Annotated in this window: 12 protein-coding genes and 2 pseudogenes; 7 read left to right on the top strand and 7 right to left on the bottom strand. The window is 61.2% G+C overall.

Annotation, left to right across the window (positions count from 1 at the left end; all coding sequences use genetic code 11):
* Positions 1–204: 204 nt before the first annotated feature.
* The 3 genes from PSH84_RS11710 to rpoE are packed head-to-tail and all read right to left on the bottom strand — an operon-like array spanning position 205 to position 2,365.
* Positions 205–1,152 (bottom strand): MucB/RseB C-terminal domain-containing protein, encoded by a 948-nt coding sequence (locus PSH84_RS11710; protein WP_305482952.1) that lies wholly within the window; start codon positions 1,150–1,152, stop codon positions 205–207.
* A 12-nt stretch (positions 1,153–1,164) separates the two neighbouring features.
* Entirely contained in the window at positions 1,165–1,752 is a 588-nt protein-coding gene (locus tag PSH84_RS11705; RefSeq protein ID WP_122566072.1) for a sigma-E factor negative regulatory protein, read from the bottom strand.
* Between the two features lie 31 nt (positions 1,753–1,783).
* Positions 1,784–2,365: an RNA polymerase sigma factor RpoE/AlgU gene (gene rpoE, locus PSH84_RS11700; RefSeq protein ID WP_003172477.1), complete on the bottom strand. Its 582-nt coding sequence runs from the start codon at positions 2,363–2,365 to the stop codon at positions 1,784–1,786.
* A 559-nt stretch (positions 2,366–2,924) separates the two neighbouring features.
* Between rpoE and nadB the strand changes: the two genes are divergently transcribed.
* The gene (gene nadB / locus PSH84_RS11695; protein WP_305470124.1) at positions 2,925–4,541 is read left to right on the top strand and encodes an L-aspartate oxidase; all 1,617 of its coding nucleotides are present in this window, start codon (positions 2,925–2,927) and stop codon (positions 4,539–4,541) included.
* Here nadB and PSH84_RS11690 read toward each other — a convergent pair.
* Positions 4,510–4,962: a protein YgfX gene (locus tag PSH84_RS11690; protein ID WP_305482950.1), complete on the bottom strand. Its 453-nt coding sequence runs from the start codon at positions 4,960–4,962 to the stop codon at positions 4,510–4,512. The genes nadB and PSH84_RS11690 overlap by 32 nt on opposite strands.
* Positions 4,946–5,200 (bottom strand): FAD assembly factor SdhE, encoded by a 255-nt coding sequence (locus tag PSH84_RS11685; RefSeq protein ID WP_003184348.1) that lies wholly within the window; start codon positions 5,198–5,200, stop codon positions 4,946–4,948. Before PSH84_RS11685 ends, PSH84_RS11690 begins: the two co-directional genes overlap by 17 nt.
* 149 nt (positions 5,201–5,349) lie before the next feature.
* Between PSH84_RS11685 and ygfZ the strand changes: the two are divergent.
* Positions 5,350–6,292 (top strand): annotated as a pseudogene (gene ygfZ / locus PSH84_RS11680) (CAF17-like 4Fe-4S cluster assembly/insertion protein YgfZ).
* A 35-nt stretch (positions 6,293–6,327) separates the two neighbouring features.
* The gene (locus PSH84_RS11675; protein ID WP_122566068.1) at positions 6,328–7,149 is read left to right on the top strand and encodes an HDOD domain-containing protein; all 822 of its coding nucleotides are present in this window, start codon (positions 6,328–6,330) and stop codon (positions 7,147–7,149) included.
* 148 nt (positions 7,150–7,297) lie between these two features.
* On the opposite strand, the gene PSH84_RS11670 is transcribed toward PSH84_RS11675, so the two are convergent.
* Both PSH84_RS11670 and PSH84_RS11665 read right to left on the bottom strand, forming a co-directional pair.
* The gene (locus tag PSH84_RS11670; protein ID WP_305483166.1) at positions 7,298–8,686 is read right to left on the bottom strand and encodes a sensor histidine kinase; all 1,389 of its coding nucleotides are present in this window, start codon (positions 8,684–8,686) and stop codon (positions 7,298–7,300) included.
* Positions 8,683–9,354, bottom strand: a complete 672-nt coding sequence (locus PSH84_RS11665; protein ID WP_003198779.1) for a response regulator — start codon at positions 9,352–9,354, stop codon at positions 8,683–8,685. The genes PSH84_RS11670 and PSH84_RS11665 overlap by 4 nt, the downstream gene beginning before the upstream one ends.
* A gap of 426 nt (positions 9,355–9,780) precedes the next feature.
* Here PSH84_RS11665 and PSH84_RS11660 point away from each other — a divergent pair, with 426 nt between their 5' ends.
* The 4 genes and pseudogenes from PSH84_RS11660 (at position 9,781) to PSH84_RS11645 (ending at position 13,836) form a co-directional block, all read left to right on the top strand.
* Complete coding sequence (locus PSH84_RS11660) at positions 9,781–10,773, top strand: Bug family tripartite tricarboxylate transporter substrate binding protein (RefSeq protein WP_122566066.1); 993 nt, start codon at positions 9,781–9,783, stop codon at positions 10,771–10,773.
* Positions 10,774–10,828: 55 nt separating this feature from the next.
* The gene (locus PSH84_RS11655) at positions 10,829–11,305 is read left to right on the top strand and encodes a tripartite tricarboxylate transporter TctB family protein (RefSeq protein ID WP_305482948.1); all 477 of its coding nucleotides are present in this window, start codon (positions 10,829–10,831) and stop codon (positions 11,303–11,305) included.
* A pseudogene (locus PSH84_RS11650) lies at positions 11,293–12,803 on the top strand (tripartite tricarboxylate transporter permease). The gene PSH84_RS11655 and the pseudogene PSH84_RS11650 overlap by 13 nt, the downstream one beginning before the upstream one ends.
* A complete protein-coding gene (locus PSH84_RS11645) occupies positions 12,796–13,836 on the top strand; it encodes an AbrB family transcriptional regulator (RefSeq protein ID WP_122566063.1) in 1,041 nt (346 codons plus the stop codon). The pseudogene PSH84_RS11650 and the gene PSH84_RS11645 overlap by 8 nt, the downstream one beginning before the upstream one ends.
* Positions 13,837–13,885 lie beyond the last annotated feature (49 nt).

Here is a 13,885-nt window from a genome sequence, read left to right as displayed (position 1 = left end):
GATATGGAGCAAGGAATACCAGGGGAAAGATACGCCGGTATTTTTGTTCCGGGAACAGACAAGGCCAGGGCCGAGCGGCTCTGACCTATAGAAAAAAAGCTGGTTTTTTGCAAATGAAAATGCTGACAGGAAGTTTCGGCATTTCGATCAAGCCCTGGCGTCATCAGCCTCTCGCGCAATCGAACCACCCGTGCTGTCAGCCGACTATTGAGTCGCGGTGACGTCGGAGCGCATGGAAAGCGCGATCCGTTCCGCCGTACCGATAGGAATCTCACCGACCACCGTGACCATCATTTCGCCCTGGGGCGTCGTGAGCCTGCGGGAGACGGCAGCCGTTGGGCCAAGCTGAGTACGGGTATCGGCGGCGTTGGCACCGTTCAACGGCTCCAGGAACACCGAGAAGCGCGCCAGACCATCGTCATACATCAAGCTGTTGACCTGGACATGGGTGTCTGGGTCCTTGCGCGCGGCACTGCTGGTCAGTTCAAAGCCGGGTGGCAACCAGTCCGAGTGCCAGGCGGTTTTCGCCGCGACGGCCTTTCCGGGATCCTGCGCGACAGCCTTGCATTCGGCACTGGCCTGAAGGTCACTATCCGTGGGAGCGGTGACGTTCAAGCGAGTGAACTGGAAGCGTTCGAGCAATTGGCCCTTGTCATTGAGCAACAAGGACTTGAGCGGCAGGCCGGTCTCTTTGTCCAGGTGCAGTTCAAAGCCATAGCGATGCTGATCCTTGGGCGTCAATGCCACGATGACCGCTTGACGCCCAGCCACACGCGACTTGCCAATGACGGCAAGGTCATACCAATTCTTGAGTTTTTGCGGATCGAGCGCACGTGAAGTGCTGTCCGGCGTATTGCCCAGCCCCGCGATCAAGGAGCCGCTGACGCATTGAGTATGCCCATCAATGCGCAGGACTTCCTGTGCCGAGCCGTCGAGCTGGAGTAACCGCTCGCGGACCTTGCCATCCTGGACGCGATGCCAGATGTTATGGGTAGAAAAGCTACCGTTGCGCTCGTAAACGAAAGTGCCCTGGAAGCTCTGCTGTTGCTCGGCTTGACTCAGGCGGTTCAACCAGTCCTGAGCCTCATCGGCATGGGCTGGCATCGCACACCAGCCACCAAGCAGAAGCGTGAATAGAGGTATGGCGCGCAATGGCTTTCCTTATTAACGGTTTTCCAGGCTGGCGGCACGGGCGTAAGGCAGCGCGCTTTCGGTACCTTTCAGGGCAGCTTGCTGGGCATGCTGACGCAGGTAGTTGGGCAGACGCTGATCATGCCAGCCAGGCTGGCCTTGCAGAACACCGTTGACCATCGGGCCTGCGGCTTCCGAACCTTCGCTGTAACCGGCCAATACCGCTGGGCCCTTGACCTGTGGAGCAACCAAGCCAGGCTGGTTGGACTGCTGCGCCATTTGCACGCCGGCAATCTCATCCTGGTTATACAGGCGTACACCGGCCAGTACGGCAACGGTGACCGACGCGGCTACCGCCAGACGGCCCAGGCTGCGCCATGGTCCGCGTGAAGCTTTAGCCGGTACGGCTTCGTCAGCCAATGCAGCAGAAACGGCCGCGGCGATGTCCAGGCGTGGAAGCAGCAAGTCCTTGTGCATGACAGCCCGGGCGATCTGGTAACGAGCCCAGGTCTCACGTGTTTCAACATCGTCGAAGGCATTCAATACCCGACGCAATTCAAGTTCGTCCGCTTCGTTGTCCATAACTGCGGACAGCGATTCCTGCAGGGCTTCACGACTCATGGCGTTCCTCTCTTGGCTGTCGCCGCTGTCTCTAGTTTTCCTGCAACAAAGGCTGCAGGGCTTTATCGATGGCCTCCCGAGCGCGGAAAATCCGGGAGCGCACGGTGCCCACAGGACATTGCATGACGCTCGCAATGTCTTCGTAACTCAGACCGTCGAACTCACGTAAAGTTAAAGCCGTACGCAAATCTTCAGGCAGTTGCTGGATGGTTCGATGGACGGTGCCTTCGATCTCATCCCGCAGCAACGCACGTTCCGGTGATTCGAGATCCTTGAGGCCATGATCGCCATCGTAGAACTCGGCATCTTCAGAACTTACATCGCTATCCGGCGGCCGGCGGCCGCGTGAAACCAGATAGTTTTTCGCCGTGTTAATGGCGATGCGGTAAAGCCACGTATAAAACGCGCTGTCCCCGCGGAAATTACCAAGTGCGCGGTAGGCCTTGATGAAGGCTTCCTGAGCGACATCCTGCGCTTCATGGGTGTCGTGCACGAAACGCACGATCAACCCGAGAATTTTGTGCTGGTATTTCAGCACTAGCAGATCGAAAGCTCGCTTGTCGCCGCGTTGGACGCGCTCGACCAGCTGCTGATCCTCTTCCTGGGTTAGCATGAACACTCCTCGATAAGCTCGAAGGAGGCTTGCATTACTAAATGACCGGGCTTGCAAACATAGACTCGGGCTTTTCGCAAAAGTTCTCCCCCTTCCAAGCAAGTTTCCGGCGTGCTCTGATCTCGGCACGCACGAAAAACGCAGCAGGAGATTCCCCGGCTGCGCGAATAATCTGTCATCGGGTCTGTCGGCAGAGATTTCAATCGAAATCTTGCACCAACCCGACGCTGCTCCCTTTTGCAGACAACCGTCTATTGAACGTAGGCGCTTGGCAAAAGTTCCCGCTATTTATAGCGCTGTAGATAGAATAATGGGCAACCATGACGTGATAAACAGCGCTCTGTCCTCGAAACGGCCGTCTTTGTCGACTCAAAGCCAAACCGGCGATCCGACGAAGTGTGTCGCTTTTCTGTCACGCTGGTTTCACATTGCCATGAATGCCCGGCTATTGTGCCGATCCCCCCCTCTATATACTAGTGGGCTGCGTGGCTGCCCGACCCGTTGAAGCGGTGTCTGGCGCCAACCCCGACCCGGGTCGCCTTGAGCGGAAACCATTCGAATGAGCCAACAGTTTCAACACGATGTTCTGGTAATCGGCAGCGGAGCCGCCGGATTGAGCCTGGCGCTAACCTTGCCTGCGCATTTGCGCATCGCAGTACTGAGCAAGGGCGACCTGGCCAACGGCTCGACCTTCTGGGCCCAGGGCGGCGTCGCCGCTGTGCTGGACGATACCGACACCATTGAATCCCACGTCGACGATACACTCAACGCCGGCGGAGGCCTTTGCAATCCGCAAGCGGTGCGCTTCACCGTCGAACACAGCAAGGAAGCCATCCAGTGGCTGATCGACCAGGGCGTGCCGTTTACCCGTGACGAACAATCGGGCACCGAAGACGGTGGTTTCGAGTTCCACCTGACCCGCGAAGGCGGCCACAGCCATCGGCGCATCATCCACGCGGCCGACGCCACAGGTGCGGCAATCTTCAAGACCCTGCTCGCCCAAGCGCGACTACGGCCGAACATCGAATTGCTGGAACAACGCGTCGCGGTCGACCTGATCACCGAAAAACGCCTGGGCCTGGACGGTGATCGCTGCCTCGGCGCCTACGTGCTCAATCGCGGTACCGGCGAAGTCGACACCTACGGCGCGCGCTTCGTCATCCTGGCGTCCGGTGGCGCGGCGAAAGTCTACCTGTATACCAGCAACCCAGACGGCGCCTGCGGCGACGGCATTGCCATGGCCTGGCGTTCGGGTTGCCGGGTGGCGAACCTGGAGTTCAACCAGTTCCACCCCACCTGCCTCTATCACCCGCTGGCCAAGAGCTTCCTGGTGACCGAGGCCCTGCGTGGCGAAGGGGCTCACTTGAAGCTCCCCAACGGCGAACGTTTCATGCAGCGCTTCGATCCGCGCGCCGAACTGGCGCCGCGTGACATCGTCGCCCGGGCCATCGACCATGAAATGAAGCGCCTGGGGATCGATTGCGTCTACCTGGACATCAGCCACAAGCCAGAAGCGTTCATCAAGAGCCACTTCCCGACGGTGTACGAGCGCTGCCTGGAATTTTCCATCGACATCACCAAGCAACCGATCCCGGTGGTGCCGGCGGCGCACTACACCTGCGGTGGCGTAATGGTCGACCAACAGGGCCGCACCGACGTGCCGGGCCTGTATGCCATTGGCGAAACCAGCTTCACCGGCCTGCACGGCGCCAACCGCATGGCCAGCAACTCGCTGCTGGAATGTTTCGTCTACGCCCGCTCGGCGGCGGCAGACATCCTTGAGCAATTGCCACAGATCGCCATTCCGGCCGCCCTGCCCTCGTGGGACGCCAGCCAGGTCACCGACTCGGACGAAGACGTGATCATCGCCCACAACTGGGACGAACTGCGGCGCTTCATGTGGGACTACGTGGGCATCGTGCGCACCAACAAGCGCCTGCAACGGGCACAACACCGGGTGCGCTTGCTGCTGGATGAGATCGATGAGTTCTACAGCAACTATAAAGTCAGCCGCGACCTGATCGAGCTGCGCAACCTGGCCCAGGTGGCCGAACTGATGATTCGCTCGGCCATGGAGCGCAAGGAAAGCCGGGGGCTGCATTACACCCTCGACTACCCGAACCTGCTGCCCGAGGCACTGGACACTATCCTGGTGCCGCCCACCTACGGCGACTGAACCTGAGCCGCACCCGCAGGCGCCGGTGGACATCCGGCGCCAGCGCGTCGAGGGGCACGCACAGCGAGCGGACCCGCCGCTCGCCCTGCAAGCGAAAACGCAACACGATGATCAGCGGCAACGCCAGGCTATCAGGGCGTAGCTGCACAGCCTGCCAGCCATCGGCCCGGCTCCAGAGCTGCCAGCCAGCGGCATTGCGACGCAACCCGCAAAAGGCCCGGCGATGGGTCAGCACTACCTGTCGGGGGATTACCCAGGCGCCATGGGCCAGGCACAGGATGACGCCCAGCGCTGCGCACCAGGAAGGGATGGACAACAGGAACAACGAACCCAGGGCGAACACCTGAGCCAGCAGGTAGGCCGCCAGCAACTGCCCGGAGGCCTGCCCGCGGCATTCGAAGCGATTACTTGGGTTGGACACGGTCCAGGATCATCCGGACCATGCGCTGCAACTCAGGGTCTTCGGATTCGCTGCGCTCCATGAACCAGCCGAACATGTCCTGATCCTCACATTCGAGCAGGCGGACATAGCACGCACGGTCCACTTCATTGAGATGGGGATAGACCTCTTTCACGAACGGCACCAGCAATACGTCCAGCTCAAGCATGCCGCGGCGGCTGTGCCAGTAGAGGCGATTCAGTTCAACATCTTCGACCATGGAGCGCTCCTCAAATAGAGCGCAAGTATACAGGCCTCGCCACAGCGCAACAGACCGCTTTGGTCAGGCACCACAGATCCTTTGTGAACTACCCATTTCAAGGGCGTCCCCTTATGATGTCTACCAGACTTTTTACCCTGCGATGACCCATGGCTGATTTCGCTTTTTTCTGCACCCTGTCCCACGAAGGCGTCCTCGCGGTCCGCGGCGTGGATGCCAGCAAATTCCTGCAAGGCCAATTGACTTGCAACCTCGAGTACCTGAACGACAGCCGAGCCAGCCTCGGCGCCCGCTGCACGCAGAAAGGCCGGATGCAATCGAGTTTCCGCATCCTGCTCCAAGGCGATGGTGTATTGATGGCCATGGCCACCGAACTGCTCGAACCGCAACTGGCGGACCTGAAAAAATATGCCGTGTTCTCCAAATCCAAGCTCACCGACGAAAGCGCAGCCTGGGTTCGCTTCGGCCTGGAAAAACGCCGACAAGACCTTGGCCGGCCTGGGCCTCGAACTGCCGAGCGACACCGACAGCGTGGCGCGCCATGAAGCCTTGATCGCCATCCGTGTGTCTCCCGACCGCGCCGAGTTGTGGGCACCCGCTGAACAGGCACAGGCACTGCGGACCCGCCTGGGCGCAGAACTGGCCGAGGCAGACCTGAACCCCTGGCTGCTGGGCCAGATCCGTGCCGGGATCGGCCAGGTCATGCCGGCCACCCGCGAACTGTTCATTCCACAGATGCTCAACCTGCAAGCCGTCGGCGGCGTCAGTTTCAAGAAAGGCTGCTACACCGGGCAGGAAATCGTTGCCCGTATGCAATACTTGGGCAAGCTCAAGCGCCGCCTGTATCGTCTACGGCTGGACGCCAGCGAACTGCCGGAACCCGGCACGGCGCTGTTCTCCCCCACGCACGGCAGTTCCATCGGCGAAGTGGTGATTGCCGCTCGTGGCGAGGGAAACATTGAACTGCTGGCGGTATTGCAGGCCGAAGCAGCAGAAGACGACAATTTGCACCTCGGTGCCTTGGAAGGCCCTCGCCTTCAATTGTTGGACCTGCCTTACGAACTGGACCGCGACCGCGAAATCCAGCGCTGATCGCAGCATTTGTCGCAACACCCTAGAGAACCGAAATGAGCGATTTGGCGGATAAGGTCCAACGGGATTTGGTGCAGGCCATCGATAACGATGACTTGGTTCTGCCAACATTACCGGAAGTGGCCATGCAGATTCGCCGGGCCGCCGAAGACCCGGAAATCAGTGTCAGTAACCTGAGCAAAGTGATCGGCCGCGATACGGCCCTCTCGGCACGCCTGATAAAAGTGGTCAACAGCCCGCTGCTGCGCGCCACCCAGGAAGTCACTGACCTGCACACAGCCATCACTCGACTGGGCGTCAACTACAGCAGCAATCTGGCCATTGGTCTGGTAATGGAGCAGATTTTCCACGCCCGCTCCGAAGTGGTGGAACTGAAGATGCGCGAAGTCTGGCGCAAAAGCCTGGAGATCGCCGGCGTCAGCTATGCATTGTGTCGTGGCTACACCCAACTCAAGCCCGACCAGGCCGCATTGGGTGGGCTGGTGCATCAGATCGGCGTGCTGCCGATCCTCACGTATGCACAGGACAACAATGAGTTGCTGTCGGACCCGGTCAGCCTCAACCACGTCATCGAGACGATTCACCCGATACTGGGAGACAAGTTACTCAGTGTCTGGGAGTTTCCGGAGCGGTTGGTGAAGCTGCCGGGGTTGTATCTGGATTTCAACCGGGACTCGAAGCAAATCGATTATGTCGACCTGGTGCAGGTCGCGGCGCTGTATTGCTACAAGGACACCGACCATCCTCTGAGCAAGATTGACGTATTCAGCGTCCCGGCCTTCAAGAAACTGGGCATCGACCCGGAGAACAAGGCCCGCTGCGCGGATATTGAAGAAGCGCGGTCGATGTTCTATTAAGCAGGTCGGACACCTACGAACTCGTAGTCAGGCCTGAATCTGCGACCTGTGGCAACAGGATTTGTGGGAGCAAAGCTTGCTCGCGAAACAGGCGCCTCGTATAAAGACCGTGTCGCCATCATCGCGGGCAAGCCTTGCTCCCACAGAATCAGTCTGCGCCTGGAATAAAACTCACCCGCACCTTCAACCCGCGCACCTCCCCGTCGTGCAAAGTGATCTGCGCCAGATGAGCGCGGCAGATTTCGCCGACGATCGCCAACCCCAGTCCCGAACCGGCCACTTGCTGGTTGCGTCGATAGAACCGCTCGAACACCCGGTCGCGTTCATGCAAGGGAATGCCGGGCCCATCGTCCTCGACCTCCAGCACGGCCGGTGCAGACACCCGCAGGATCACATTGCCGCCCGATGGGGTATGGGCCAGGGCGTTGTCCACCAGATTGCTCAACAGCTCGTTCAACAAGGTCGGCTCGCCCCGCAGCCATACCGGCTCGTCGGCTTCCAGGGCCAGCGCCACGCCTCGGGCATGGGCCAGCGGGGCCATGGCCATGCCCAACTCTCGGGCCAACTGACTGAGGTCAAGCAACTGCGCGCCGCCTTCGGCAATCGCCCGGGCACCATTTTCCACTCGCGCCAGGGACAGCAACTGGTTGGCCAGGTGAGTCAATCGATCGGTCCCCTGGGCCGCGGTTTCCAGGGTTTCACGCCAGGTCGCCGGCTCGCTGGCACGCAAGCCCAGCTCCAGGCGCGCCTTGAGCGCGGCCAAGGGCGTGCGCAGTTCATGGGCGGCATCGGCAATGAACTGCGCCTGGCGTTCGAACTGCCCGCGCAGACGCTCGGTGAAATGGTTGAGGGCCCGCACCAACGGCCATAATTCGTGTTGCACCTCCACCAACGGCAGCGGCCGCAGATCGTCCGGCTGGCGCTCCTCCACCGCCGTGCGCAAGCGCTCCAACGGGCGCAACGCCGCACTGACCGCAAACCACACCAACAGCAGCGCGCCCACGGCCAGCATGCCCAGGCGCAACAGCGTGTCGGCCATCAGCCCGCGGGCCATGCTGACCCGCGCCTCTTCGGTCTCTGCCACGCGAATTTCCGCCATGCCGTTCATGTTCGGCTCGCTGACCGCCTTGAGCAGGCTTACCACCCGCACGTTCTGCCCCTGATATTGGGCGTTGTAGAAGCGCGCCAGGGCGGGGTAATCATCCGTGCGTGGCGTTCCCGGGGGCGGACCGGGGAGGTTTTCGTAACCGGAAATCAACTTCTTGTCGATGTCATTGACTTGGTAATAAATGCGTCCGGCGCTGTCGTAGGCAAAGGTGTCCAGGGCCACGTAGGGCACATCCGCGCTGAGGCTACCGTCGCGCTGGGACAAGCCCGCGGCGATGGTCCGGGCCGAGGCCAGCAGGGTCCGATCGTAGGCAGTGTCGGCAGCCTCGCGACCGTTCCAATAGGCGCTCAAACCGCTTGCAAGCATCAATACCACCAGCAGCAGTGCCAAGTTCCGAAGCAGCCGCCAGCGCAGGCTGTCGGGGCTTATGCATTGCGGTTTTCCAGCAGGTAGCCCAAGCCGCGGAACGTCACGATCGCCACCGCATGGCCGTCGAGTTTCTTGCGCAGGCGGTGGACGTAGATTTCGATGGCGTCGGGGCTGGCTTCTTCGTCCAGGCCGAACACCTGGGCCGCCAGTTGTTCCTTGCTCATCACCCGTCCGGGTCGGGCAATCAACGCTTCCAGCACGGCTTGCTCGCGGGATGTCAGGGTCAGCAATTCATCGTCGAGGGTGAAGCGGCGGGTGTCCAGGTCATAGACCAGTCCACCACATCGCTGCTGGCGCTCACCGCCCAGTACGCTACGGCGCAATAGGGCCTTGACCCGGGCCTCCAGTTCAGTGAGCTCGAATGGCTTGGCCAGGTAATCGTCGGCACCGAGGTTGAGGCCATGGACGCGGTCCTTGACGTCGCTGCGGGCGGTCAACATCAGCACTGGCAAGGTCTTGCCGCGCGCCCGCAGGCGCGCCAGCACCTCGAAACCGTCCATGCGCGGCAGCCCGACATCGAGCACCGCCACAGCGTATTCCTCGCTGCTCAAGGCCAGGTCGGCCGCGACACCGTCGTGCAGCACGTCCACGGTCAAACCGGTGCTCTTGAGCGCTTGGGCAACGCTTTCGGCGAGCTGCAGATGGTCTTCGACGAGCAGAACACGCATGGGTTATTCCTCGATTCAGGGATGGTCGACGCCATTCTTTGGCGCGGAGTTTACAGCCGCATCCGTCGCTGTGGAGGCAAAAAACATTTTGAAAGCTTTTGAAAGGTTAGCGAAAGGTTGGGCCATTAGAGTCCCTTTACGGATAGTTTCGACTGCCCGCCGCGACGCCCCATCGCGAACGAAAAATGCCTCGAAGCGTTTTCGCCCTATAAGAAAATTAAAAGCGGAGTATTCACCATGCCGTCCATGCAGCTCCAGGCCCCAGCGCCTGCTCGCCCTTCTCGCTTCAATCAGACCGCCCTGGGCGGTGCCACCACGCATTCAATTCCGATAACGACCTGCGCCGATCATCAGCGATGACCGGGGGCGGGAATCCGTCAACGACAAATTTCACCACACACAACAACAACTCCTGTGGAGACGATAATGAATCTATCACTGCGTAAAGTAGCCTTGGCAGCCGGATGCCTGATGTTCGCCGGGCAGTTGCTCGCCGCTGATCCATCCAAAGAACCCAAGCGTCCCGAATGCATCGCCCCGGCCGCCCCGGGCGGCGGTTTCGACCTGACATGCAAACTGGTGCAAAGCGCACTGGTCAACCAGAAGCTGCTGACCAAACCCATGCGCGTGACGTACATGCCTGGCGGCGTCGGCGCGGTGGCCTACAACGCAGTGGTTGCACAGCGCCCGGCCGATGCCGGCACTCTGGTGGCCTGGTCCAGCGGTTCGTTGTTGAACCTGGCCCAAGGCAAGTTCGGCCGCTTCGATGAAAACGCCGTGCGCTGGCTGGCCGCCGTTGGCACCAGCTATGGTGCCATTGCAGTGAAGAGCGACTCGCCCTACAAGAATCTCGATGACCTGGTACAGGCCCTGAAGAAAGATCCGGGCTCCGTGGTAATCGGTTCCGGTGGCACCGTGGGCAGCCAGGACTGGATGCAAACCGCGTTGATCGCCAAGGCTGCAGGCATCGATCCGCGCAAACTGCGCTACGTGGCGCTTGAAGGCGGCGGTGAAATCGCCACGGCCCTGCTCGGTGGCCATATCCAAGTGGGCAGTACCGACATCTCCGACTCCATGCCGCACATCCAGAGTGGTGACATGCGCCTGTTGGCGGTGTTCTCCGATAAACGCCTGGACGAGCCGGAAATGAAAGACATTCCGACGGCCCGTGAACAAGGCTACGACATCCTCTGGCCGGTGGTTCGCGGCTTCTATCTCGGGCCGAAGGTCAGCGATGAAGACTACGCCTGGTGGAAAGACGCCTTCGACAAACTGCTGGCTTCCGAAGAGTTCGCCAAGCTGCGTGACCAGCGCGAGCTGTTCCCGTTCGCCATGACCGGCCCGGAACTGGACACCTACGTGAAGAAGCAAGTGGCTGATTACAAGGTGCTGGCCAAAGAGTTCGGCCTGATCCAGTAACCGTCTCTGTTCTCGCGGCGGCGCTGGTACTGTCCGCGCCGCCCAGGAGTTAGTCATGCTCACCATCCAACGTATTTTTGCCGCGGTGCTGCTGCTGGTTTGTATCGGCCTGGCGCTGATGGCCTGGCCGTATCAGGCCGCCTTTTCCTATGAACCGGTCGGCCCGCGCGCCTTTCCATTATTGATCCTGGGACTGATGGGCCTGGCGCTGCTGTACATGCTGTTTCGCCCTACGCCCGTCGTGCACAGCGACGACGACCCGCAACTGGACCGCGAAACCCTGCAGAAGATCGGCATTTGCGTGGTGCTGTTGCTGGTCTTCGCCGGGACCTTCGAACCCCTGGGCTTCATCGTCGCCAGCATCCTGATCGGTGTGCCGATGGCGCGCCTGTATGGCGGTCGCTGGGTACCGAGCGTGGTGATCATCAGCCTGATGGCCATCGGTCTTTATCTGTTGTTCGACAAGCTGATGGACGTGCCGCTGCCCCTGGGCCTGCTCGACGTCCTGGGAGAATTGATATGGATACCCTGAATTATCTCGGCCAGGGTTTTGGCGTTGCACTGACCCCCTACAACCTCGTCACGGCACTGACCGGCACCCTGATCGGCACCGTGGTCGGCCTGCTGCCGGGCCTGGGCCCGATCAACGGCGTGGCGCTGCTGATCCCGATCGCCTTCGCGCTGGGGCTGCCGCCGGAATCGGCGCTGATTCTGCTGGCGGCGGTGTACCTGGGTTGCGAATACGGCGGACGCATCAGATCCTGCTCAACATCCCCGGTGAAGCCTCCACCGTGATGACCACCCTCGACGGCTACCCGATGGCCCGTCAGGGCCTGGCCGGGGTGGCGTTGTCGCTGTCAGCGTGGAGTTCGTTCATCGGCGCGTTCATCGCCACCTGCGGCATGGTGTTGTTCGCACCGCTGCTGGCCAAATGGGCGATTGCGTTCGGGCCGGCGGAATACTTCGTCCTGATGGTGTTCGCCATTGTCTGTCTCGGCGGCATGGCCGGCGACCGACCGCTCAAGACGTTCATCGCGGCGCTGATCGGCCTGTTCCTGTCCAGTGTCGGGATCGATGCCAACAGCGGCGTCTACCGCTTTACCGGTGACAACATCCACCTGACCGACGGGATTCAGTTCGTCGTGCTGGTGCTGGGCTTGTTCTCCATCAGTGAAATCCTGTTGCTGCTGGAGAAAACCCATCGCGGCCAGGAAGCGGTGGAAGCCACCGGGCGGATGATGTTCAACATCAAGGAAGCGGCCTCGGTGTTCTGGGTGAACATCCGCTGTGGCGTGCTCGGTTTCATCATGGGCGTATTGCCTGGCGCGGGCGCAACCCTGGCCAGTGCCGTGGCCTACATGACTGAAAAACGCATCGCCGGCACCAGTGGCACGTTCGGCCAGGGCGACAAGCGTGGTCTAGCGGCGCCGGAAACCGCCATCGGCGGCGCAGCCTGCGGCGCACTCGTGCCGATGCTGACCCTCGGCGTTCCCGGCTCGGGCACCACGGCGGTAATGATCGGCGCGCTGTCGCTGTACAACATCACTCCCGGTCCCCTGCTGTTCCAGCAACAGCCGGACATCGTCTGGGGCCTGATCGCGTCGTTGTTCGTCGCCAACATCATGCTGGTGATCCTCAACATTCCGATGATCCGTGTCTTCACCCGCATCCTGGCGGTGCCGAACTGGGCATTGGTGCCAGTCATCGCGATCATCACCGGGATCGGTGTCTATGCGGTGCATGCCACCACCTTCGACCTGTTCCTGATGATCGGCATCGGTATCTTCGGCTACATCCTGCGCAAGTTGGACTTCCCGCTGTCGCCTGTGCTGCTGGGCTTCATCCTCGGTGGGCTGATGGAGCAGAACCTACGGCGTGCGCTGTCGATCTCCAACGGTGCGCTGGAGATCCTCTGGTCGAGCCCGATCACCTTCGGCTGCTGGATCCTGACGGCGATCATGTTGCTCCTTCCTCTGCTGCGCATCTGGCGTCGTCGCAGTGCTCAGCGTCGTGCCCTGGCCAATGTCTGAGGCGACCTTCAGACATTGGTGGGGAACACCGCTGGTCGGCCTGGCCGGCGGTTACCTGGCCAGCCTGATCGGCTGGCCTTTGCCCTGGATGGTCGGCTCGTTGCTGGCGATCATCCTGGTGCGCTGTCTTACGCCGTGGCAACTGATGGAAATCCCCGGCGGCCGTAAATGCGGCCAATGGGTGGTGGGCATCGGCATCGGCCTGCACTTCACCCCCGTGGTGATGGAGCAGGTCCTGAGCCACTTCGGCCTGATTTTCTTCGGCGCGCTGATCACCAGCGTGTCCAGCGTAGTGAGTGTCTGGCTGATGCGTCGCACCGGCGAGGACCGCGCTACCGCGTTTTTCTCGAGCATGCCGGGCGGTTCCGGCGAAATGGTCAACCTCGGTGCCCGCAACGGCGCGGACCTCAGCCGTGTCGCGGCGGGTCAGAGCCTGCGGGTGCTGGTGGTGGTGCTGTGCGTGCCGGCGGCGTTCAAGTATCTGTTGGGCGAAGGTGCGCCGGTGCAACACGCCACGACGGTGGACTGGCTGTGGCTGGCGCTCCTGTTTCCGGCGGGCGCCCTGCTCGCCTGGGTCTGGGAGCGCTTGCGCCAACCCAATCCCTGGTTGTTCGGGCCGTTGCTGGTGAGTGCGGCGGTCAGCATCGGTTGGGACCTGCACATTGGCCTGCCGAACGGCGCCAGCCAGATCGGCCAATGGCTGATCGGCAGCGGGTTGGGTTGTCATTTCAACCGGCAGTTCTTTCGTCGGGCACCGTCGTTCATGGGCCGCACGTTGGTTGGCACGGTGTTGACGATGCTGATTGCCACGCTTGCAGCCCTAGGCTTGAGCACCTTGACCCATCTGGATCTGCGTTCGTTGACGCTGGGCATGATGCCCGGCGGCATCGCGGAAATGAGCCTGACGGCGGAGACGCTGCAACTGTCGGTGCCGTTGGTGACGGCGTTGCAGGTGATGCGGTTGCTGTTCGTGCTGTTTCTGGCGGAGCCGTTGTTCAGGTATTGGACGCGCAGGCCGGGTTCAAACGCTTAAACCGAGTTGCCTTCATCGCGAGCAAGCTCGCTCCCACAGGGGATTTGCG

The sequence above is a fragment of the Pseudomonas beijingensis genome (genome assembly GCF_030687295.1).
GTDB classification, from domain to species: Bacteria; Pseudomonadota; Gammaproteobacteria; order Pseudomonadales; family Pseudomonadaceae; genus Aquipseudomonas; species Aquipseudomonas beijingensis.
The sequence above is the reverse complement of the archived record's forward strand: the minus strand, read 5'-3'. Positions and strand labels throughout refer to the sequence as shown.

Bases quoted from the DNA above. Each gene is read 5' to 3' on its own strand.
- PSH84_RS11665 (WP_003198779.1), bottom strand. From the start codon at position 9,354: ATGCGTGTTCTGCTCGTCGAAGACCATCTGCAGCTCGCCGAAAGCGTT.
- PSH84_RS11645 (WP_122566063.1), top strand. From the start codon at position 12,796: ATGTCTGAGGCGACCTTCAGACATTGGTGGGGAACACCGCTGGTCGGC.
- PSH84_RS11675 (WP_122566068.1), top strand. From the start codon at position 6,328: ATGAGCGATTTGGCGGATAAGGTCCAACGGGATTTGGTGCAGGCCATC.
- PSH84_RS11660 (WP_122566066.1), top strand. From the start codon at position 9,781: ATGAATCTATCACTGCGTAAAGTAGCCTTGGCAGCCGGATGCCTGATG.
- rpoE (WP_003172477.1), bottom strand. From the start codon at position 2,365: ATGCTAACCCAGGAAGAGGATCAGCAGCTGGTCGAGCGCGTCCAACGC.
- nadB (WP_305470124.1), top strand. From the start codon at position 2,925: ATGAGCCAACAGTTTCAACACGATGTTCTGGTAATCGGCAGCGGAGCC.
- PSH84_RS11705 (WP_122566072.1), bottom strand. From the start codon at position 1,752: ATGAGTCGTGAAGCCCTGCAGGAATCGCTGTCCGCAGTTATGGACAAC.
- PSH84_RS11685 (WP_003184348.1), bottom strand. From the start codon at position 5,200: ATGGTCGAAGATGTTGAACTGAATCGCCTCTACTGGCACAGCCGCCGC.
- PSH84_RS11655 (WP_305482948.1), top strand. From the start codon at position 10,829: ATGCTCACCATCCAACGTATTTTTGCCGCGGTGCTGCTGCTGGTTTGT.